We start from the raw sequence: 19952 nt of genomic DNA, 5'->3' as shown, positions 1-19952 counted from the left end.
TCATAGTTGTCGCATTTCAAAGCACGGAGACATTTTCATGAGCCATAGATACGATATCAAGCTGGCCGCTCAGATGGCCGAAGCCTCCTACAAAGGCAGAAGCAATGCCTCATTGGCAAACGCGTGGCGGGACGGTCTGGACGAAAATGACGTTCAGGCGATCTTCCTCAAGGGAGATATCCTGCTGATCCCCGGATCCAATTCGGTGATGGATTACCTCAAGTACAACCTGCGGGTTCTGAACATCGGCGGCAAGAGATACCGGCTGGCGGATGATGACACGGAAAAGGGCGCGTCAGGCACCGTGTGGCACCAGGGGTTTCTAGCCCATGCCAAGGTGATCTTTGACTGGTTGGAACGGAAGAACCATCGTCCGAAATACGTCATTGGTCATTCGTTGGGAGCCGCTGCGACGCAAATCCTTGTGCGCACCTATGGTGTGCCGGGCATCGCGTTTGCCGCGCCCCGCCCGCGCCGCAACCGCGGTGCCATCAAGCACTCGAACCTGTGCTTGTGCATCAACCGCGACGACGACAGCGTCTGTAATCTGCCGGGATCGTTTCACCATATGGGGCACGTACACAGGGCCCGCGCCCGCCGGTCCGTCTTTGGCCCGGACCACAGTATGAAGCACTACCGCAAGGTTATTGACGAACAGCAGACGTCGGGACATCTACGGGCACACTGGCCGGGTTGATACGCTCTTCCCCCGTCTGACCGGCTCTGGCATAGTGCGCTCCAACCAACAAAGAGCAGCAACCATGTCCGATCTTCTTGCCGGGGCCACTGGGCCTTCTGACTACGATGCCTCCTCTATCCAGGTATTGGAGGATATGGAGCACGTGCGCCTGCGCCCGGGCATGTATATCGGGGGCAAGGACGACCGTGCGCTGCACCACATGGTGGCCGAGATCATCGACAACTCGATGGATGAGGCTGTGGCCGGGCACGCCACGTGGATCGAGGTGGAGCTGCACGAGAACGGCCATGTGTCCGTGCGTGACAACGGGCGCGGCATTCCGACCGATCCGCATCCCAAGGACCCGTCCAAAAGCGCGTTGGAAATCATCTTTTGCACGCTGAATGCGGGCGGCAAATTCTCGGGCGACAGTTACGAGACATCTGGTGGTCTGCACGGGGTTGGGTCCTCCGTCGTCAACGCCCTGTCCGACCATTTGCGCGTTGAAGTGGCGCGCAATCGCGAGCTTTACGCGATGGAGTTTTCGCGTGGTGTACCCCAAGCCCCGCTGGCCAAGGTGGGTGCAGCTCCAAACCGGCGCGGCACCTCGGTCACATTCCATCCGGATGCTGAAATCTTTGGTTCGCTGAAATTGAAACCGGCCCGCCTCTTCAAAATGGCGCGGTCCAAGGCCTACCTGTTCTCAGGTGTTGAAATCCGCTGGAAGTCGGCCATTGCCGATGGGGACACGCCGCAAGAGGCTACATTCCACTTTCCCGGCGGTCTTTCTGACTACCTGACCGAAGCGATGGGTGGGGCCACCACCTATTCCGACGCGCCCTTTGCCGGGTCGGTTTCTTTTGAGAAGTTTAAGGTGCCGGGCAAGGTGGAATGGGCGATCAACTGGACGCCCAGCCGCGACGGGTTCATCCAATCCTACTGTAACACCGTGCCCACGCCCGAAGGTGGCACGCACGAGGCCGGGTTTTGGGCCGCGATCCTGAAGGGGATCAAGGCCTATGGCGAGCTGGTGAACAACAAGAAGGCGGGCACCATCACGCGCGAGGACCTGATCACCGGGGCTGGCGCGCTGGTGTCGTGCTTTATCCGTGAGCCTGAGTTCGTGGGCCAGACCAAGGACCGACTTGCCACGGTTGAAGCACAGCGGATGGTCGAAAACTCGGTCCGCGACCACTTTGACAACTGGCTGGCCGCCGACACCAAATCTGCCGGGGCCATCCTTGATTTCCTGGTTCTGCGCGCCGAAGAACGGCTGCGCAGAAGGGCCGAGAAAGAAACACAACGCAAATCCGCCACTAAGAAACTTCGACTTCCCGGCAAATTGGTGGACTGCTCTTCATCAACACGCGATGGCACGGAATTATTCATCGTCGAGGGCGACTCGGCTGGCGGGTCGGCCAAGATGGCACGGGACCGCAAGACGCAGGCCCTGCTGCCCCTGCGCGGCAAGATCCTGAACGTGCTGGGTGCGGCCTCGTCCAAGCTGGGCTCGAATGCCGAGATTTCGGACCTGACGCAGGCCCTTGGTGTTGGATTGGGGGCCAAGTTCAACATCGATGATCTGCGCTATGACAAGGTCATCATCATGACCGACGCGGACGTTGATGGAGCGCATATCGCGGCGCTGCTAATGACGTTCTTCTATACCCAGATGCGGCCAATGATTGATGCGGGGCATCTGTATCTGGCTTGTCCGCCTCTGTTCCGCCTAACGCAAGGGGCCAAGCGGGTCTATTGCCTGGATGAGGTCGAGAAGAACGACCTGATGGAGCACGGTCTGGGCGGTAAGGGCAAGATTGACGTCTCCCGCTTCAAGGGTCTGGGCGAGATGGACGCGAAGGACCTGAAAGACACGACCATGAACCCCGCGACCCGCAAGCTGATCCGCGTGTCGATTGACGAGGATGAACCGGGGGAGACCGGGGACCTTGTGGAGCGCCTGATGGGCAAGAAGCCGGAGATGCGGTTTCAGTACATCCAGGAGAACGCGCGATTTGTGGAGGAGTTGGATGTTTGATGCAGAAGTACAATTTGAATGACGTATTTCGCTTCGAGGGCATTGCTTTTGGATTGTTCATGCCATCGATCTTATACTCTTCAGTCGAGATTTATCGCATCTATCATGACGGTAAGTCTTGGACAGAAATTGACAGCCTGGCTTTTGTTCCAGTCTTTTTGGCGGCTTGGGTAACGCTGATTGGTTTAACTAGGCAGGCGCGCATTGCGCAACAGATCGAAGATGAGCGGTACCTCAGGGAAGAGCGAGCCGCCCAATCTGATTTGCCACTTGCCACGAGCGCTCTCGTGCGCCTTTGTAAAGATGCGATCGATTTTCAAATTGATCGCAGCCCGCAAGAGCCGAATTTTCCTGCAATTGAGGACAATCTTAGTAAGTATCGAGATGCCATTCGATTTTCCAATGAAACTACTGGACGTCGATTGCTGGGCATCATTCGAATGTATCAGGTTTTAGCATCGCGTTTTGAAGGCAGGCGGCACGATCAGAGGCGCGCTGAAATTTTTGGGTATGATCATAATTACTGGAGCGAGGTTTGCAATTGGGCGTGTTTGGCCGCTCGAATCGAGCAAGTGTTTGACTATGCACGTGGCGAGGCTTCCGAAATAAGTGACGAACCGGTCAATCAGCGCGTCAGAAGCCAGTTCTTTGGAAAGATATTCAACTGGGAAGACTATGCGGAGCTGGAGCAGATATTGAGTGAGCGTTCTACTCACAACAGCTTTGAGAACGGCTTTTAGTTGCAAATAGCTAAACCTGCGGCCCATCGCCGGGCCGCGGTGCGGCGATCCGGCCTCTCCGCGGCAGAGCTTTATGGCTGCCACGTACATCTTCGATCCGAGCGGCGCGCGTACATCAACAGTATCGCCGTGCCGGGGGGCGGCCCGGCGATGGGGCGGCGCCTGCGGCTTGATTCCGCCCTTCGGTCTAGTGATCAACTTGTGTTGCGAGTGATACGCACCCTCTCGCGCATTGCTCCGCAATACGCTATCGGGCCGCGCGCCCGCCCTGCGGGCGCTGGATACACTGTCGGGCGACGCGCGCCGCTGCGCGGCACGCTTGAAAAAGCGGAGGCTTTCGCCTCCGCTACCACTCGATACGCGAAGCGGAGCACATCTTTATCCGCTTCGTCTTTGATATGCCTGCATCAGGTTAAGGACCCTTTACCCAACCACGGCACTTTCTGGGCGTTGTAACGGCGGCGGGGGCCGCATGTGTTAAAGGGGGAACCAAAGAGGCCCTCCGCCGCACTGCTCCATCCCCGGGACGTCCAGAAGACCGGGCATGGAAACCTCTTAGACCGTGGCGCCGACGATGACCCAAAGGCTCATCATGGCGGCAAACCCAAACACGGTCGGAATGATAACCTTTTCCATCTCTACTCTCCTTTCCAGGCAGGCCGGGAACACGTGAGTGGTGGCCTGCGGTGCGATCCGCGGAGAAGGCCCCCGCGATGATAGGAAAGAGGTGGGCGCGGAGGTTTGACACAAAAACCCCCTTCCCCATCACCTCTGATCACGGAGATGCGACGACCAACGTTATCAAGACAATGCAGGTCCTTGGATGTGGCAGGTGTGTTCGCGACACCCGGTCCAAACACATCGGCCTTGCGTCACGAGCTTTGGTGCAAGGTTACGATGTAGGCAGATGCCGGAAGACATAGGTGGCCATCATTACGAAGGCCACCGATACACTCGAACTGTCGGCTTAGAATTTGCAGCGCTTTTTCTTGGCAAGGGCCACAAGTACGTCATTGCGCTTGTTGGCAGCTTCCAACGCCTGTTTGGCATTCTGATAGTTGCCAATCACTGCAGGCCAAAACAGGATCGCTGCGGCCACATTTTCACCCGATGCACGTTGTCCTTTGGAGGCTTCTTCCCGAATTTGTTCCAACTGAACCAACTGTACCTTGATCTCTTCACAGGTGAGGTCACCGTCTTCGACTGATCGGGTCTGCACAACCTCTGGCGAGACGCAGGCTGACAAAAGGAGGGCAGTGGCGGCGATACACCCCGTGACACGCAATGACTTCATCGAAATGGTCTTTCCCGTTCTTCGCATGCGCGCGACGCGCGCTTTCAACCGGGCCGACGTATCAAGCGACGCTACTCGGCGTCAACCCGATGTTGACGACATATTGTCTTGAACTTCATGGTGTTTACGCACCTACTGCGGGCATGATCCTGCGCCTGTTTCTGATCCTGAGCCTGCTGGCCGCCTGTGGCCGTCCGCTGACCGATGCCGAACGTGCTTTCGCAGACAGCATCCATGGCGATCAGCTGAACCATCAGCGGGTGCGCCTGATTGACGGGGCGCCGACCCGCGCCGTTACGTTCAAGCGCAAAGCCCGGCCCCGGACCACCTGCCGTGAGCGTATCCTACCGCCCCCGACCAGCGACACGATCACCGCAAAACCGGCAGCTGTTGCCCTGTGGCAGAACGTTCTGTTCGACAAGGACTGGTATCTGGACGATTACGTCCCCGCCTATCCGCAAGAGATCAACCTGATCGCAGCCATGCTGTTGGCCCATGAGTTGACCCATGTGTGGCAGTGGCAGAACCGGGAGATCACTGGATACTCCCCTCTCAAGGCCGCGCGCGAGCATCGGTTCAGTGACGATCCCTACCTCTTTGACGTGTCGGCGGAGCGGAAGTTCCTCGACTTTGGATTTGAACAGCAAGGGTCCATTGTCGAGGAATTCGTATGCTGCCGGGCGCTGGACCCTCAAGGCGGGCGGACACAGCGCCTGCACGCCCTGATCTCACAAGCGATGCCCGTCTCCCCCCTGCCGCAATCCCGGCAACATGACGTGCGCTTGCCTTGGGATGGCGTGCAGGTGAACGGGATTTGTGCGTAATCCAAATCAGAAAGATGGAGGTGCCGGAATGGCCCAATATGCCGTGATCATGCTGCTGGCCGGTATCGGCATCCCAGTCTTGGCTGCGCTGAATGCTGCGCTTGGCACGCGATTGGGCAGTCCAGCGGCCGCCGCAACGGTTCTGTTTGTCATCGCCTTCGGGACGGCAGCGGTCGTGTTCGTCCTGACGGGCGCGCAGGGGCTGTCCAAGTTGTCCACGGCGCCAAAACACCTCTTTCTAGCGGGTGTTCTGATCGCCTTCTACGTGCTTAGCATTACCTACATCGCCCCACATTTTGGCATTGGGAACGCCGTATTCTTCGTGCTGCTGGGCCAATTGATCTCAGCCGCGGCGATTGACCATTTCGGGTTGTTTGGCGCGCAGGCGACGTCCCTTGGCATGGCCCGCATGGGGGGCATCGCCCTTATGGCCCTGGGCGTCTGGTTGACCCAGCTCGCCTGATTCAGTCCGCGGTACCAGCCAGTTCTTGCGCTTGGGCCCATGCGACCGGGTCCACGTCGACGGGATCAGCCAAAACGCGGTTCTGGCCGGGCAAACGACCGGCGCTGTCTTCGGCGAGGAGCCCTTCGAACTGCGCGAGGCGGTCCATAAAGGCGCCCGATGTGCTGGGGTCGATCAGGATGTAATACTGCCCAAGATCATGCGGTGGTCCCTCGGGCGCTTTCAGAGGCTTCACATCCCGGCTGAGCACACCACCTGTCAGACCGGCAGTCAGCAGTTCAACCATCAGCCCAAACCCCCAACCTTTGTATCCGCCGGTCGACACAAGTGACCCGGCCAGCGCAGCCTCCGGGTCTGTCGTAGGATTGCCATTTGCATCGACGGCCCATCCCTCGGGAATGGCCTCACCGGCGGCCTTGGCCATGGTGATCTTGCCCAGGGCAACCGTTGTGGTCGATTGATCGAACTGCATGGCCAGGCCGCCCTGTCCGTCCGGTACAGAAAAGGCAATCGGGTTGGTCCCGATCATGCGCGTCTTGCCCCCGGGCGGTGCCACGATGGGGGAAGCATTTGTCATGCCCAAACCGATAAATCCGGCGCGGGCGATCTGTTCGGTGAAATATCCCAGCGCGGTACAGGTGTGGGCGTGGCCGACCGCAAGGCTCGCAATCCCGAATTGGCGCGCTGCGTCCAGCGCAGGGGCCAACCCGTATGCAAAAGCGGGTTGGGCAAATCCCATCAGTGCGTCGACATAGATAGCGGCCGGGCGCGGTGCAGTTACCACTGGTACGACGTCGCCTTTGACCCGCCCGGTACGCAGTTGCTGGCAATAGCTTTCCAGATAATAGAGACCGCAGATCCGGTTCCCGGCCGCTTCGGCTTGTGCAACAGCACGCGCCACCTCTGCCGCCGGAAAGGCTCCGGCGCCATGCGCCATCAGTGCCGCTTGCACGGTGCGCTCAATCTCTGCCGTCGAAACTCCCGGCATCTTTCTTTTTCCCCCACGGCCATTGCCGCGAGATCAAGACAGAGCAAACCCGAACGCAGCCGTCAAGCTACGGTTTTCATTCCGGCTTTCTGAAACCGTTTTGAAAAGAAACAATTGCTCGCTGTTTAGCGAAACACGACCATCATGGCGTAGCCAAGTGCCCGGCGTCCAGCCGAACCGTGCGGTCCATACGTGAGGCCAATTCCAGATTGTGCGTTGCGATCAAGGCAGACAGCCCCGTGTCCCGCACCAGCGTCATCAGCGCGTCAAAGACCTGATCCGATGTGGCCGGATCAAGGTTGCCTGTCGGTTCATCCGCCAGCAGCAGGGCCGGACCATTGGCAAGCGCCCGGCAAAACGCAACGCGCTGTTGTTCGCCCCCGGACAACTCGGCCGGACGGTGCGTGGCGCGCTCGGCGATGCCGACCTTGTCCAACAGCGACAACGCGCGCACCTCTGCATCCGTTCTGGACGTTCCCGCCGCCAACTGGGGCAACGTGATGTTTTCAATGGCCGAGAATTCAGGCAGTAGGTGGTGGAACTGGTAGATGAACCCAACCTCGGCCCGGCGGGCGAGCGTTCTGCGCCGATCCGATTGCCCGGTCATGTTCTGACCATTCAGCGTGACGCTGCCCGTATCAGGCGTGTCCAGCATGCCTGCGATGTGCAGCAGTGTGGATTTCCCGGCCCCCGAGGGGGCGACAAGGGCAACCACTTCGCCTCGCTTCAGATCAAGGTCCACACCGCGCAAGACATCGACCTGACCCGGAAGGCCAGCATTGTAGGTCTTGGTGATATCGTTCAGCGACAGGACTTGATCACTCATAACGCAACGCCTCGACCGGGTTCATGCGGGCGGCACGCCGCGCCGGGAACAGCGTCACAAGCCAGCTCAGCGTCAGGCTCAGCACCGCTGCTGACAGCACATCACCCGCCGATAGAACCGCAGAGGGAAAGATGAACCCCCGGCCTTCCAGATCTGTGACGCCATTGCCGGTCAACATGTTCACCAAGCGGTAGACATGTTCGATGTTGGCAGAAAAGAGTGCCCCCAGCGCGATACCCAACACTGTGCCAACCGTGCCGACCCAAGCGCCACACAGAAAGAAGATGCGCAGGATTGATCCCTGGCTTAGCCCCATTGTGCGCAGAATACCGATGTCGCGCCCCTTGTTCTTGACCAGCATGATCAGGCCCGAGACGATGTTGAGCGCGGCAATCAGCACGACGATGGCAAGCACGATGAAGATCGCGTTGTTCTGCAGTTCAAGCGCGCGCAGCATCCCGCCAAAGCGGTCCTGCCAGGTCCAGCTGTAGGCGCGGTCACCGGCCACCTCACGCAAGGCATCAACCACGGGCGTCAGGTTTTCAGGTTCCGCAAGGCGCAGGTCGATCTGGTCCACCACACCTTCACGATTGAAAAAGCTCTGTGCCTCGGCCAGCGGGAGGTACATGCGCGACTGGTCCATGAAGGGCTGACCAGTCGAAAAGATGTAGACAACCTCATACGCCGAAATGCGCGGCGTGATGCCAAGCGCGGTCCGCGCACCGTCAGGCGAGATCAGTTTGACACGGTCGCCGATGCCTATGCGCAGCTGTGCGGCAAGCTGCGACCCGACGGCCACCCCTTCGTCAAAGCGGTCGAGCGTGCCCTGTTGTCCTTCCGCATTTGCCACAAGCGGGTATTCGAGCAGGTCAGCGCGGCTGATCCCATAGACATCCGCCGGCGCATTGCTGCCCCGAAAGCTGCCCATGACCTGCGCGCGGACCAGCGGCGCCACATCGTCGACACCTTGCAGCGCCTCGATGCCTGGCAGGATGTCACTATAGTTGGGGATCGTTGTATCCGGCGCACGCCCGTCTTCTTGTACAGCGACATAGCGCAGTTCGATATGGGCGTTTCCACCCAGCATCGCATCCACGAAATCTGCGCGCAGACCCGCGCGCACCGCAAGGGTTGCGACAAGCGCAAAGACGGCGAGCGTGATGCCGATCAGGCTGATCCAGGTCATGGTGCTGACCCCGCCTTCGGCGCGCCGGGCACGCAGGTAGCGCCAGGCTATCATCCACTCGAATGGGGCAAAGGGGGCTGTGGGTTTGGCCATTTACGGCTCCTGCTCGGGTTGGGACGAGATGTGGCGGGGTCCGCCCCCAAGGTCAAGTCCCGCGCGCAGGTTGCCGCCGTCCGAAGGGCCACAGCAAGAGCTTGAGCGCCGCCCAGACGGTCACGAGTCCGGTGAGAAGGCCGGTTGCGGCAAAGATCCCCCCGGCCGCCGTCAACGGCACCGCAGGTTCGAAACTGGACAGGGCAGCCGTGGCTACTTCGGTATCTGTTGATCGGGCCACATGATAGGTGCGCAAGAAAGGTCCGGCCCCGTTCAGCACAACCAAATCCGTCCGCAGTTGGTCATAGCGCGCAAATGTGCGGGTCATGTCCGCCCTACGGCGATCCAGAAACGCGGTGCCATGCATCTGTGCAAGCGCCGCCGTTCGGGTCAGTCCCTCGGCTTGGGCAGAGGCATCGAAATCTGCCACCACCTCGGCCAGAGCATCAACGGCGCCGCCAAGACGTTGGCGGTATTGCTGCGAAAACTCGGGCAATTGCGACGCGAGCGTACCGCCCACTACGCCGCCCGCCAGTACAAGCACGCGCAGGATCATGGATGCTTGCCATACACAGCGGCACTGAGCGCCATGTCCAGGCTCCCCATGGCATCCCCGTCCAAACAGGCGTCGTAGAGAGCGATCACGCTGACTTTGCCTTCCCAGATGACCGCAAAGCTGCCGATGTTGAGACGCCCGGGAAAGCACAAAGCGCCAAAGTGCCAGAAGTTGTGACCATCCTGGAAGGGTCGAAACACCATGCCCATGCCGTAATAGGCACCGCCGCCCAGCGCAACATGTGGCAGGGCAAAGGGATCGTTGGCGACGCGGCTGCCCGGTCCGAAATGCGTCTGGAGGAATGTCAGGTATCCGTTGGGGTCCGACGCCAGACCACCCCAAGGCTGGAACACGCCGGCACGGTCTCCGGGTTGAATGCTTGCGGGCAAGTTCAACAGGTCGCTACACGCGTCGAAATAGGACATGCCCGTGACGTCTTCGATCACCAGCCCCAGCAGCGCGTAGTTCTCGTTGTTGTATTCGTATGCGCCACGGGTTCCGGTCTGCGTGGGCCGGGCATTCACCAGATCCAAAACTTGCGCGCTGAAATGGCCATTCTGCGCCGCGGTCTGACCAAGCCACCCGAGCATGGCCAATTGGGTAACATCAGGAGCAAGGCCCGATGTATGTGTGACCAACTCTGCCACCGTCACATCCGGCGCGGGACTGACGAAATCCCGCAGGGAGTCGGACCATTCAAGACGGCCCTCATCCACCTGATGCATAACGCATATGGCAGTTATGGACTTTGATACGCTTGCCAAGTCGCCCGAACGGATCACGCCGTCAGCAGTGTCGTTGTACAGATCGACGTTCCAGGTGCCGTCCGCCCCGAACACGCCAGATGCCATCATGCCGGACGTACCCTGCGCGGTCAGCCAGCCTGCAAAGGCGGACTCAAGTTTGCGGTGAACGGAAGCGGGTGTGGCGTCATCGCTGCTGGCAAGCGTGGGCAGTGCCAGCAGCGCCGCACATAAGACCAACCTGAAAAGAGCCTGCATTTGCATCAGGTTATCACAACCCCGCGTAAATCTCCGCCACTTTCTTCACTGCCTCTTCGGGCGGCAACTCTTCGCTTTCGCCGGTCCGGCGCGAGGTCAGTTCAACCACGCCGTTCTTGAGGCCGCGCGGCCCGACAGTGATCCGCCACGGCAGACCGATCAGGTCCATGGTGGCGAACTTGCCGCCTGCCCGCTCATTCCGGTCATCATAGAGCGGCTCAAGCCCCAGTGCCGTCAGGCTTGCATATAGCGCATCACAGGCAGCGTCCGCTTCGGCGTCACCCTGTTTCAGGTTCACAATCCCGCAATGATAGGGCGTCACGCCTTCGGGCCAGATGATGCCGTTGTCATCATGGCTGGCTTCGATGATGGCGCCCACCAAGCGGCTCACACCAATTCCGTGGCTGCCCATATGCACCGGCACCTGTTTGCCATCCGGGCCTTGAACAACCGCGTTCATCGCCTCGGAATATTTTGTGCCGAAGTAGAAGATCTGCCCAACCTCGATGCCCCGTGCCACGCGTCGGCGGTCTTCGGGGATTGCATTGAACAGCGCTTCGTCATGGGTTTCGTCCGTGCGCGCGTATTTCGAGGTGAACTCCTCCAGCACCGATTGGCACTGTTCCACGCTGTCATAGTCGATCTCTCGATCACCAAAGGTCAGGTCAGTGACGGCGCTGTCGTAAAAGACCTCACTCTCGCCCGTCTCGGCCAGAACAAGGAACTCGTGCGTGTTGTCACCGCCGATGGGGCCGCTGTCTGCGCGCATGGGGATGGCTTGCAGGCCCATGCGTTCATAGGTGCGCAGGTATGTGACCAAGTGACGGTTATAGGCGTGCAGCGCATCCTCTTTCGTCAGGTCGAAGTTGTAGCCGTCTTTCATGAAGAACTCGCGCCCCCGCATCACGCCGAAACGCGGGCGGATCTCGTCTCGGAATTTCCACTGGATGTGGTAGAGCGTCAGCGGCAGGTCTTTGTAGCTGCCGATATGCGAGCGGAAGATATCCGTGATCAGCTCTTCGTTCGTGGGACCATAGAGCATGTCGCGGTCGTGCCGGTCCTTGATGCGCAGCATTTCCTGACCGTAGTCATCATACCGTCCGCTTTCGCGCCACAGATCCGCCGATTGCAGCGTGGGCATCAGCATGGGGATGTGACCCGCGCGCACTTGTTCCTCGTGCACGATGTTTTCCAGCTTGCGCAGCACCTTGAAGCCCAGAGGCAGCCAGGAATAGATACCTGCGCTTGATTGCTTGATCATCCCTGCGCGCAGCATCAGGCGGTGGCTGACGATCTGCGCCTCGCTGGGGTTTTCCTTCAGCACGGGCAGAAAATAACGGCTCAAACGCATATGCGCGCTCCCTCACAAGATTTCGACCTGATTAGGACAAAGGCGGCACACCCGCAACGGCCCCTTGGACCGTTTGGGAAAATCCTGACGCGTCGCGCCATTCCATCGCATGCATCAAAGCACGCAACCGCCCCCTTGAAGAAACGCGCAAAACCCCGCATCTGTTAGCACAACTCAAGGAACGGAACACACTATGGCACTGCCCGTCCGCGAACAATTCAAGTATTGGGGGATCGCGGCGGCGATCTTCTTTTTTCTGCTTTATGCGCTTGGGGACCAACTGTTGCCGTTCTTCCTGGGGGCGGCCATCGCGTATTTTCTGGATCCGGTGGCGGATTGGCTTGAAGCGCACGGGTTCAGTCGCGCCATCGCAACGGGCATCATTACCATCAGCGCCATTATCATCTTTGTGGTTCTGGCCTTGCTGGTGATCCCAACACTGATCGAACAGGCAATCCAACTGTTCAATGCTGTGCCGCAGCTGGCCCGAGACCTTGGTACATTCCTGACCGAACGTTTCCCGAGCCTGTTGGACGAAACCTCGACCGTGCGGCAAAGCCTGAATTCACTGGGTCAGACGATCTCGGAACGAGGAGGGCAATTGCTGGAAACGGCGCTGACGTCCGCGGCCAGTCTGATCAATGTCATCGTCCTGTTTGTCATCGTTCCGGTTGTCGCGGTGTATCTGCTGCTGGATTGGGATCGGATGATTGCCCGCGTGGACGAATTGCTGCCGCGCGACCACGCGCCGGTCATCCGTCGCCTCGCTGGTGACGTGGATAAGACTCTTGCCGGGTTTATCCGGGGGATGGGAACCGTCTGTCTGATCCTTGGCGCCTATTATGCAATAGCGCTGATGCTGATCGGATTGCAGTTTGGTCTGGTCGTGGGGTTCGTTGCAGGCTTGCTGACCTTCATTCCCTATGTCGGTGCTATCGTTGGTGGCTGCCTTGCGGTTGGGCTGGCCCTGTTCCAGTTCTGGGGCGAATGGTGGTGGATCGTGGCTGTGGCCGTGGTGTTCCAGATCGGCCAGATCGCTGAGGGCAACTTTCTGACGCCGAAACTCGTGGGCAACAGTGTGGGCCTGCATCCCGTCTGGCTGATCCTGTCGCTGTCTGTTTTCGGAGCGTTGTTTGGCTTCGTCGGCATGCTGGTTGCTGTCCCGATGGCCGCGGCCCTTGGCGTGCTGGTCCGCTTCCTGATTGAGCAATATCGAAACAGCAGGCTTTACACCGGCGTAAGTGGTACATCCGAACCAGAGGCCGAGGAATAGTCCAATGGCCCGACAACTTGGGTTTGACTTGCCGGTGCGTGTCGCACTGGGGCGTGACGATTTCCTGGTCGCGCCATCCAATGCTATTGCCTTGTCCATGGTCGACGCGTGGCGCAACTGGCCGCTGAAAAAGCTTGTCCTGACGGGGCCCGAAGGGGCAGGTAAAACGCATCTCACGCATGTGTGGGCGGCGGATAGTGGCGCGCAGATTGTTGCAGCCGCAGCATTGGAAAATGCCACCGTTGACGCACTCTTTGACGGCCCCGTCGCCGTCGAAGATGTCGATCAGATTGCACAAGACATCGACCGGCAGACTGCTCTGTTTCATTTGCATAATGCACTCCAGGCATCGGGCCATCCGCTGCTGATGACCGGGGTGACCGCCCCCAACCTGTGGCGTTTGTCCCTGCCCGATCTGCAAAGCCGCGTGGACGCGGCAGGACACGCAGCGCTTGATGCGCCGGACGACAGTCTTCTTGGTGCGGTGCTGGCAAAGCTCTTTTCTGACCGTCAGCTCACACCTCGACCGGATGTAATCCCCTATCTGGTCACACATATGGAACGCAGCTTTGCCGCTGCCCGCCAAATCGTTGCAGACCTAGACACCGCCAGTCTTGCGCAGAAAAAACCCGTTACGCGAAACCTCGCCGCTGCGTGTCTGGACAATCGGGGGTGATCCGGCGGATAGTGTCACTCATCCTTTACACCCCGTCGACATAACCCGCGCATGACCAACGCCGATTTTCTCGGTTCGGACTTTCCCGAGCCGGTTTCCCTGCCAGACCTTGATACAACCGGCCCCGGCCGCTTCTTCAACCGTGAGCTCAGCTGGCTTGGCTTCAACTGGCGGGTCTTGGAAGAGGCTGAAAACCCGCGCGTCCCGCTTCTGGAGCGGCTGCGTTTCGTGTCGATCAGTGCTGGCAACCTCGACGAGTTCTATACCGTGCGTGTCGCGGGCCTGCGCGAGTTGGCCATCGCGGGCAGCACGACGCCCGCGGCCGATGGTCTTACGCCCGCTGAACAGTTGGTTCTCATCAACGAAAACGCGCGTCAGCTGATCCTGCATCAAACCAAGGTTTTGGCCGGCCTCACGGCCGAGATGGAAGAGCGCGGTATTTCAATTCTGACGCGCGATGACCTGACCGAAGATGACACTGAATACCTATCAGAGGTGTTTCTGAACCGGGTCTTTGCTGTTCTGTCCCCGCTGGCGATTGACCCTGCACACCCGTTTCCGTTCATCCCCAACACCGGACACGCCCTTGCCCTGCAACTTGAGCGCGCCAAGGACAAGCGTGCCCTGCAGGCGCTGCTGCCCATTCCTGGACAGATTGACCGTTTTGTGGCGCTGCCGGGTCAGGGTCATCGGTTTCTGCCCCTTGAGGAACTGCTTGTTCTGAACATCCCAAGCCTGTTTCCCGGCTACAAACTGAAATCCCACTTTGGGTTCCGGGTGCTGCGCGACAGTGATCTTGAGGTCGAGGAAGAAGCCGAAGATCTTGTCCGTGAATTCGAAGTCGCGCTCAAACGCCGTCGTCGCGGCGAAGTTGTGCGTCTGACCCATTCGGCTGGCGCACCCGAAGCCCTCAAAGCGGTCATCATGGAAGAGCTTGGCGTCAGCGACGCCGAAGTGATTGAGGTTGAGGGTATGCTGGGCATGTCCGACCTCAGCGAGCTGGTGCTTGATGATCGGCCGGACCTGCTCTGGCCCTCGTTTACCCCCCGCGTGCCCGAACGGGTCACTGATTTCGAAGGCGATATGCTGACGGCCATCCGGCAAAAGGACATGCTGCTGCATCATCCGTATGAAACCTTCGACATGGTGGTGCGCTTTCTTCAGCAGGCAGCGCGTGACCCAAATGTCGTGGCGATCAAGCAGACCCTTTATCGCACGTCCAAGAAATCACCCATCGTCGAAGCCCTTTGCGAAGCAGCGGAGGACGGCAAATCCGTCACTGCACTTGTGGAACTGAAGGCCCGCTTTGACGAAGCGGCCAACATTCGCCAGTCGCGCCGCCTGGAACGTGCGGGCGCCCATGTGGTCTATGGATTTCTCGACCTCAAAACCCATGCAAAGATCAGCACAGTCGTTCGGCGGGAAGGCAAGGAGCTGGTCACCTACACCCACTACGGGACCGGCAACTATCACCCGATCACGGCACGCATCTATACCGACCTGTCACTGTTCACCTGCGATGCCAAGCTGGGACGCGATGCAACCAAGGTGTTCAACTACCTCAGCGGCTACGCCCCGCCCGAAGGACTGGACAACCTCGCGATTTCACCGACGACGCTGAAGCCACGCCTTTTGGAGATGATCGCCGCCGAAGCTGAGTATGCACGCGCAGGCAAACCGGCTGAAATCTGGGCCAAGATGAATTCACTGATCGACAGCGAAGTGATTGACGCGCTTTACGCCGCCAGCCAGGCGGGCGTGAAGATCAGCCTTGTCATCCGGGGCATCTGCGGGCTACGTCCGGGCATCAAAGGGTTTTCCGAAAACATCCGGGTAAAATCCATTGTCGGTCGCTTCCTCGAACACAGCCGTATCGTGTGCTTTGGCAATGGTCGTGGACTGCCATCAAAGAAGGCCCGGGTGTTCATTTCCTCCGCGGATTGGATGGGTCGCAACCTGAACCGGCGTGTAGAAACTCTGGTCGAGATCGAGAACAACACCGTCAAGGCACAGATCGTGAGCCAAGTGATGGCGGCCAACCTTGCCGATGTCGCGCAAAGTTGGGTGATGGCACCTGACGGCACGTTCAAACGCCCAGACTTGCCCGCTGGCACCTTCGCGTTCAATTGTCACCGGTTTTTCATGGAAAACCCGTCGCTCTCCGGACGGGGATCAGCCGGTGCCGCGGACGTGCCAAAGCTGACCCACACCGAAGATTAACGCACCCAAGGGTCGGTGGGTGGGCGCTTTTCGGCGCAAGCCGAAACAGAGCCACCCAGCCGACCAGATCATTGACGCACGTAGCAAGCTGGTCCATCAACGGGCGTAAACAGATGCCACGGGGGGTCCATGAACGTTTCTGTTTCGCCAGACGCAGGCGACGGTGGCCTTTTTGGTCGCCCGCTGTTTGACGACCCGTCCGCTCGCGCCCTGTCCCGAGTCGGTGTGGTTGATGTCGGATCAAACTCTGTCCGCCTTGTGGTTTTTGACGGGGCAGCCCGGTCCCCTGCCTATTTCTACAATGAAAAGATCATGTGTGCCCTCGGCGCTGGACTGTCCGACACAGGGCACCTGAACCCCGAAGGACGGGTGCGCGCCCTCGAATCCCTCAGACGCTTCCAGCGCCTTGCCGAAGGTATGGGCCTATCCGACCTATCTGTCGTTGCAACTGCCGCGGTGCGCGATGCCACCGACGGTCCTGACTTCTGTGCGGATGTACTGCGCGAAACCGGATTGAATGTCCGCGTCATAGACGGACGCGAAGAAGCTCGATTGTCGGCACAAGGCGTCCTTTTGGGGTGGCCCGGCTCCTATGGCCTTGTCTGCGATATCGGCGGCTCTTCCATGGAACTGGCAGAAATCTCGGACGGGATCGTGGGCAAGCGTGTCACCTCTGACCTCGGCCCCTTGAAACTGCAAACAGTCAAGGGCGGAAAGAAAGGGCGGCGTAACCATATCAAGGCCGTCATGGAACATCTGCAAACCGAGATGGGTCCGCAACGCGACCGCCTGTTCCTTGTGGGAGGCTCATGGCGGGCGATCGCGCGGATCGATATGCATCGGCGCGGCTACCTTTTGAACGTACTGCACGAATACCGGATGTCACCGCAATCCGTGCAGCGCACGGTCAAATACATCAAAGAACACGACAATCACGATGCGCTGCGGGGCGCATGTGGCATCTCCTCTGCCCGGATGACCCTGGTGCCATTGGCCGCCGAAGTGCTCGCCCGGCTGGTCAAAGCGTTCCGCCCCAAGGACATCGCCGTTTCAAGCTACGGCATCCGCGAAGGGATGCTATATGAACAGATGCCGCAACGTCTGCGCGACCGTGACCCCTTGATCGAAGCGTGCCGCTTTGCAGAAGCCAAGGATGCCCGCATGCCGGGTTTTGGCAAGCTGCTCTACCAGTTCATCGAGCCGATCTTCAAATCAGCCCCCCTGCCCCGCAAACGCCTGATCAAGGCCGCGTGCCTTCTGCACGACGTCAGTTGGCGGGCGCATCCTGACTATCGGGCCGAGGTCTGTTTCGACAATGCCACACGCGCCAATCTTGGTGGGCTCAAACATTCGGAACGCATTTTCCTCGGTCTCGCCCTCCTGCACCGATACACCAACAAGCGCGAAGGCACCCATTTCGAGGGGCTTTACGATCTGATCGACGAAAAGATGCAGCGTGACGCAGAGATACTGGGCAAGGCCATGCGCTTTGGTGCCATGCTGTGGATGGAGAAAGACGCCGAGCGGGGCGAGTTTCGGTGGTTTCCCAAGAAACGGGAATTGGAGCTACGCCTGTCCCCCGACGCCATGCCCCTGTTTGGCGAAGTGGCCGAGGCCCGGCTGAATTCGCTGGCTTCGTCACTAAGTGCCAATGTCACGTTGAAAAAAAGACGGCAGCCCTAAATGTCGATCTGGGCGTCGGGGTCGGGTTCAACCTTCAGTTCCTGCGGCGTTTTGCGACGGATGATGATATCGCCGTTCTCCAGTATCTCGGGCGGATGATAGACGCTCCAGTCTTCGACCTCTTCAAGAAGATCGCGCAAGGCGGGTCCCATCTGGGCCGTGAAGTCACGCAAGGCAGGGCCAAACTCTTCGGCCATATCCTGCAGCCCTTCCATCGCAGGCTCCATCTCGCGCATCAGCCCTTCCATCAGCATCTGTGCGCCGCGTTCCATCAGCGATAGACCACGGTCCTCTTCGGTTTCCTGGGCAGAAACGGAAGTGGCGGAGATGACCAGACAAAGGGCAACACTGATGTGTTTCATAGGCCTCATATGGGCACTATAGCACGATATCCAAACTCACCGGAAAATGATCAGAGGCGGTGACAAGCGCATCCCGGAGTGCTGAGTGTGCCCAACAATCCGGGTCATCAAGCGGATGCCAGATACGCCAAACCGGCTCGTGCCCCGCGAGATCGGGCGAAACCATGATATAATCCAGCAGCGCCTGAAGATAGCGCTGCTCAGGTCTGATCCAGAAACGGGCCGTTGTCGGCATTGCCCCCAAACGGCGTTGCAATGCTTGACGCGCGTGGGGGTCAAAAAGAGCGGTATCACCCGTTCCCATGATGATTTCTACCGACGAACGGCCAAACAGGTTCTCGTATTCGTCCAACCCTGGCCCGTCGTTCAGATCACCCATCAAGACCACCGGATGCCCATCCCCGAGCAGTCCATTGATCCGCGCGCGCAACCAGATTGCTTGCGCCAGCTGTTTGCGCCTGTTGGCGATTGATATGCGCATGACCTCATCGCGATTGTTCGCACCATGCGGAGCTTTGGACTTCAGATGCGCACCAATCATACGCAGCGACAGGCCTTGCGCCGTTTCAACCTCGAGCTCAAGCGGCGGTTTGGAAAACACAACGTCGTCCTGTGTCGCGTCGATATCCAGATCAATCCTGAAGCGCTCATCGAACCGGGGTGCATCCTGATGGATCAATGGATCATGAAGCACAGTCAGCACATCAGGATCATAGAGCAGCGCAATCTCCTGCTGCGTGTCATTCGAAAAGCCAATGACTGCCTCGCGGGCGCGTAAATCCGCAAACCGGGCAAAGGTCTGGAGCGCTTTGATCGTATCCCTGTTGCGGCTGTTGTCAGGCGCCTCAATGACCATGACGGCATCCGCATCAAGCGCATGGAACACAGTGCGGAGCGCGTCCGTTTGGGTCGCACGCGTGACATCGCGACGTGAGGACCATCCATCATCATTGAGAAGCTGCCCGTCCTCATCGAACAGGCTGTTCATCCACTCGACATTGTAGGTCGCGAAACGCATCAATCGCTGCTGCCCAAAATCTCTTCCCACGCACGATTGATATCCATCATACGCTTTTCGGCCAAGCGCACCGCCTCTTCGGGCACGCCACGGGCCATCATGGCGTCGGGATGGTTTTCGCGCACCAGCTTGCGCCATGCCTTGCGGATATCTTCAAGTGCCCAACCGGGATCAACGCCAAGGACCGAGTAAGGATCAGGCGTCGCATCCGGCACAAACCGCGCCCGAAGTGCACGGAAATGAGAGTCCGAAATATTAAAGATATGCGCCACTTCTTCCAGAAACGCATCTTCGTTCGGATGATAGAACCCGTCGGCCATGGCAATGTGAAACAGACCTTCGATCAGATCGGTCAGTGTTTCGGGTTGGCTTGAGAACATCGCGTGGATGCGCGTGGCGTAGTCTTCGAACCCGGCCACGTCCTGTCGGGCAAGGTTGAAGACCTTGGCGGCCCCCGCTTCGTCCTTGTCCGCAATGTGGAACACTTCGCGAAAGGCCGTGACCTCGTCCCGCGTCACCTGACCATCCGCCTTGGCCATCTTTGCGCCAAGCGCAATCACCGCGATGGCAAAGGCCACGCTGCGTTCGGGTGGCGCGCGCAGCTTGTCAAAAACCTCCGCCAGACCTTCGCCTGCGGTCAGCGCTGCCAGCGCGTCTGATATGCGAGCCCATAGAGACATT

Annotated in this window: 19 protein-coding genes; 9 read left to right on the top strand and 10 right to left on the bottom strand. The window is 59.2% G+C overall.

Annotated elements, in window-relative coordinates:
- The first annotated feature begins 37 nt into the window (after window positions 1-37).
- The 3 genes from AC53L6_RS14945 (at window position 38) to AC53L6_RS14935 (ending at window position 3457) form a co-directional block, all read left to right on the top strand.
- Window positions 38-697, top strand: coding sequence for a hypothetical protein (locus AC53L6_RS14945; RefSeq protein ID WP_496908409.1), 660 nt, complete (start codon window positions 38-40; stop codon window positions 695-697).
- 64 nt (window positions 698-761) lie between these two features.
- On the top strand, window positions 762-2717 hold the full coding sequence (locus AC53L6_RS14940) for a DNA gyrase/topoisomerase IV subunit B (RefSeq protein ID WP_496908408.1): 1956 nt from the start codon (window positions 762-764) through the stop codon (window positions 2715-2717).
- Window positions 2717-3457: a hypothetical protein gene (locus AC53L6_RS14935; protein WP_496908407.1), complete on the top strand. Its 741-nt coding sequence runs from the start codon at window positions 2717-2719 to the stop codon at window positions 3455-3457. Before AC53L6_RS14940 ends, AC53L6_RS14935 begins: the two co-directional genes overlap by 1 nt.
- A gap of 967 nt (window positions 3458-4424) precedes the next feature.
- On the opposite strand, the gene AC53L6_RS14930 is transcribed toward AC53L6_RS14935, so the two are convergent.
- The gene (locus AC53L6_RS14930) at window positions 4425-4751 is read right to left on the bottom strand and encodes a hypothetical protein (RefSeq protein ID WP_299769378.1); all 327 of its coding nucleotides are present in this window, start codon (window positions 4749-4751) and stop codon (window positions 4425-4427) included.
- Between the two features lie 143 nt (window positions 4752-4894).
- Between AC53L6_RS14930 and AC53L6_RS14925 the strand changes: the two genes are divergently transcribed.
- Window positions 4895-5575, top strand: coding sequence for a hypothetical protein (locus tag AC53L6_RS14925; protein WP_496908406.1), 681 nt, complete (start codon window positions 4895-4897; stop codon window positions 5573-5575).
- A gap of 28 nt (window positions 5576-5603) precedes the next feature.
- Complete coding sequence (locus AC53L6_RS14920) at window positions 5604-6038, top strand: DMT family transporter (RefSeq protein WP_299598634.1); 435 nt, start codon at window positions 5604-5606, stop codon at window positions 6036-6038.
- Window position 6039: 1 nt separating this feature from the next.
- Here the strand turns inward: AC53L6_RS14920 and AC53L6_RS14915 are convergent, their stop codons facing one another.
- From AC53L6_RS14915 to proS, 6 genes are all read right to left on the bottom strand, one after another.
- The gene (locus AC53L6_RS14915; protein WP_496908405.1) at window positions 6040-7026 is read right to left on the bottom strand and encodes an Ldh family oxidoreductase; all 987 of its coding nucleotides are present in this window, start codon (window positions 7024-7026) and stop codon (window positions 6040-6042) included.
- Between the two features lie 142 nt (window positions 7027-7168).
- Window positions 7169-7852, bottom strand: coding sequence for an ABC transporter ATP-binding protein (locus AC53L6_RS14910; RefSeq protein WP_496908404.1), 684 nt, complete (start codon window positions 7850-7852; stop codon window positions 7169-7171).
- Window positions 7845-9131 (bottom strand): ABC transporter permease, encoded by a 1287-nt coding sequence (locus AC53L6_RS14905; RefSeq protein WP_299598641.1) that lies wholly within the window; start codon window positions 9129-9131, stop codon window positions 7845-7847. The genes AC53L6_RS14910 and AC53L6_RS14905 overlap by 8 nt, the downstream gene beginning before the upstream one ends.
- 52 nt (window positions 9132-9183) lie before the next feature.
- On the bottom strand, window positions 9184-9687 hold the full coding sequence (locus AC53L6_RS14900) for a DUF2937 family protein (RefSeq protein ID WP_496908403.1): 504 nt from the start codon (window positions 9685-9687) through the stop codon (window positions 9184-9186).
- A complete protein-coding gene (locus tag AC53L6_RS14895) occupies window positions 9684-10688 on the bottom strand; it encodes a serine hydrolase domain-containing protein (RefSeq protein ID WP_496908402.1) in 1005 nt (334 codons plus the stop codon). The genes AC53L6_RS14900 and AC53L6_RS14895 overlap by 4 nt, the downstream gene beginning before the upstream one ends.
- 13 nt (window positions 10689-10701) lie before the next feature.
- Window positions 10702-12039 carry a proline--tRNA ligase gene (proS, locus tag AC53L6_RS14890; RefSeq protein WP_496908401.1) on the bottom strand — a complete coding sequence of 446 codons (1338 nt, stop codon included), beginning with the start codon at window positions 12037-12039 and terminating at the stop codon, window positions 10702-10704.
- A 193-nt stretch (window positions 12040-12232) separates the two neighbouring features.
- On the opposite strand from proS, the gene AC53L6_RS14885 reads away from it, so the two are divergent.
- The 4 genes from AC53L6_RS14885 (at window position 12233) to AC53L6_RS14870 (ending at window position 17891) form a co-directional block, all read left to right on the top strand.
- Window positions 12233-13312, top strand: coding sequence for an AI-2E family transporter (locus tag AC53L6_RS14885; protein ID WP_299207226.1), 1080 nt, complete (start codon window positions 12233-12235; stop codon window positions 13310-13312).
- 4 nt (window positions 13313-13316) lie between these two features.
- The gene (locus AC53L6_RS14880; RefSeq protein ID WP_496908400.1) at window positions 13317-13988 is read left to right on the top strand and encodes a P-loop NTPase family protein; all 672 of its coding nucleotides are present in this window, start codon (window positions 13317-13319) and stop codon (window positions 13986-13988) included.
- Window positions 13989-14039: 51 nt separating this feature from the next.
- Window positions 14040-16208, top strand: a complete 2169-nt coding sequence (locus tag AC53L6_RS14875; protein ID WP_299207222.1) for an RNA degradosome polyphosphate kinase — start codon at window positions 14040-14042, stop codon at window positions 16206-16208.
- Between the two features lie 129 nt (window positions 16209-16337).
- Window positions 16338-17891 carry a Ppx/GppA family phosphatase gene (locus tag AC53L6_RS14870; RefSeq protein ID WP_496908399.1) on the top strand — a complete coding sequence of 518 codons (1554 nt, stop codon included), beginning with the start codon at window positions 16338-16340 and terminating at the stop codon, window positions 17889-17891.
- On the opposite strand, the gene AC53L6_RS14865 is transcribed toward AC53L6_RS14870, so the two are convergent.
- Genes AC53L6_RS14865 through AC53L6_RS14855 form a run of 3 tightly spaced genes read right to left on the bottom strand, consistent with a single transcriptional unit; the run spans window position 17888 to window position 19951 of the window.
- The gene (locus AC53L6_RS14865; RefSeq protein WP_299207218.1) at window positions 17888-18253 is read right to left on the bottom strand and encodes a hypothetical protein; all 366 of its coding nucleotides are present in this window, start codon (window positions 18251-18253) and stop codon (window positions 17888-17890) included. The two genes, AC53L6_RS14870 and AC53L6_RS14865, sit on opposite strands and share 4 nt — an antisense overlap.
- A 16-nt stretch (window positions 18254-18269) precedes the next feature.
- Window positions 18270-19271 carry an endonuclease/exonuclease/phosphatase family protein gene (locus AC53L6_RS14860; RefSeq protein ID WP_496908398.1) on the bottom strand — a complete coding sequence of 334 codons (1002 nt, stop codon included), beginning with the start codon at window positions 19269-19271 and terminating at the stop codon, window positions 18270-18272.
- Window positions 19271-19951 carry a TerB family tellurite resistance protein gene (locus AC53L6_RS14855; RefSeq protein ID WP_496908397.1) on the bottom strand — a complete coding sequence of 227 codons (681 nt, stop codon included), beginning with the start codon at window positions 19949-19951 and terminating at the stop codon, window positions 19271-19273. The genes AC53L6_RS14860 and AC53L6_RS14855 overlap by 1 nt, the downstream gene beginning before the upstream one ends.
- Between the last annotated feature and the right edge of the window lies 1 nt (window position 19952).

It is taken from the genome of Tateyamaria sp. LSS28, from assembly GCF_059611725.1.
The sequence above is the reverse complement of the archived record's forward strand: the minus strand, read 5'-3'. Positions and strand labels throughout refer to the sequence as shown.

Bases quoted from the DNA above. Each gene is read 5' to 3' on its own strand.
- AC53L6_RS14945 (WP_496908409.1), top strand. From the start codon at position 38: ATGAGCCATAGATACGATATCAAGCTGGCCGCTCAGATGGCCGAAGCC.
- AC53L6_RS14940 (WP_496908408.1), top strand. From the start codon at position 762: ATGTCCGATCTTCTTGCCGGGGCCACTGGGCCTTCTGACTACGATGCC.
- AC53L6_RS14935 (WP_496908407.1), top strand. From the start codon at position 2,717: ATGCAGAAGTACAATTTGAATGACGTATTTCGCTTCGAGGGCATTGCT.
- AC53L6_RS14930 (WP_299769378.1), bottom strand. From the start codon at position 4,751: ATGAAGTCATTGCGTGTCACGGGGTGTATCGCCGCCACTGCCCTCCTT.
- AC53L6_RS14925 (WP_496908406.1), top strand. From the start codon at position 4,895: ATGATCCTGCGCCTGTTTCTGATCCTGAGCCTGCTGGCCGCCTGTGGC.
- AC53L6_RS14920 (WP_299598634.1), top strand. From the start codon at position 5,604: ATGGCCCAATATGCCGTGATCATGCTGCTGGCCGGTATCGGCATCCCA.
- AC53L6_RS14915 (WP_496908405.1), bottom strand. From the start codon at position 7,026: ATGCCGGGAGTTTCGACGGCAGAGATTGAGCGCACCGTGCAAGCGGCA.
- AC53L6_RS14910 (WP_496908404.1), bottom strand. From the start codon at position 7,852: ATGAGTGATCAAGTCCTGTCGCTGAACGATATCACCAAGACCTACAAT.
- AC53L6_RS14905 (WP_299598641.1), bottom strand. From the start codon at position 9,131: ATGGCCAAACCCACAGCCCCCTTTGCCCCATTCGAGTGGATGATAGCC.
- AC53L6_RS14900 (WP_496908403.1), bottom strand. From the start codon at position 9,687: ATGATCCTGCGCGTGCTTGTACTGGCGGGCGGCGTAGTGGGCGGTACG.
- AC53L6_RS14895 (WP_496908402.1), bottom strand. From the start codon at position 10,688: ATGCAGGCTCTTTTCAGGTTGGTCTTATGTGCGGCGCTGCTGGCACTG.
- proS (WP_496908401.1), bottom strand. From the start codon at position 12,039: ATGCGTTTGAGCCGTTATTTTCTGCCCGTGCTGAAGGAAAACCCCAGC.
- AC53L6_RS14885 (WP_299207226.1), top strand. From the start codon at position 12,233: ATGGCACTGCCCGTCCGCGAACAATTCAAGTATTGGGGGATCGCGGCG.
- AC53L6_RS14880 (WP_496908400.1), top strand. From the start codon at position 13,317: ATGGCCCGACAACTTGGGTTTGACTTGCCGGTGCGTGTCGCACTGGGG.
- AC53L6_RS14875 (WP_299207222.1), top strand. From the start codon at position 14,040: ATGACCAACGCCGATTTTCTCGGTTCGGACTTTCCCGAGCCGGTTTCC.
- AC53L6_RS14870 (WP_496908399.1), top strand. From the start codon at position 16,338: ATGAACGTTTCTGTTTCGCCAGACGCAGGCGACGGTGGCCTTTTTGGT.
- AC53L6_RS14865 (WP_299207218.1), bottom strand. From the start codon at position 18,253: ATGAAACACATCAGTGTTGCCCTTTGTCTGGTCATCTCCGCCACTTCC.
- AC53L6_RS14860 (WP_496908398.1), bottom strand. From the start codon at position 19,271: ATGCGTTTCGCGACCTACAATGTCGAGTGGATGAACAGCCTGTTCGAT.
- AC53L6_RS14855 (WP_496908397.1), bottom strand. From the start codon at position 19,951: ATGTCTCTATGGGCTCGCATATCAGACGCGCTGGCAGCGCTGACCGCA.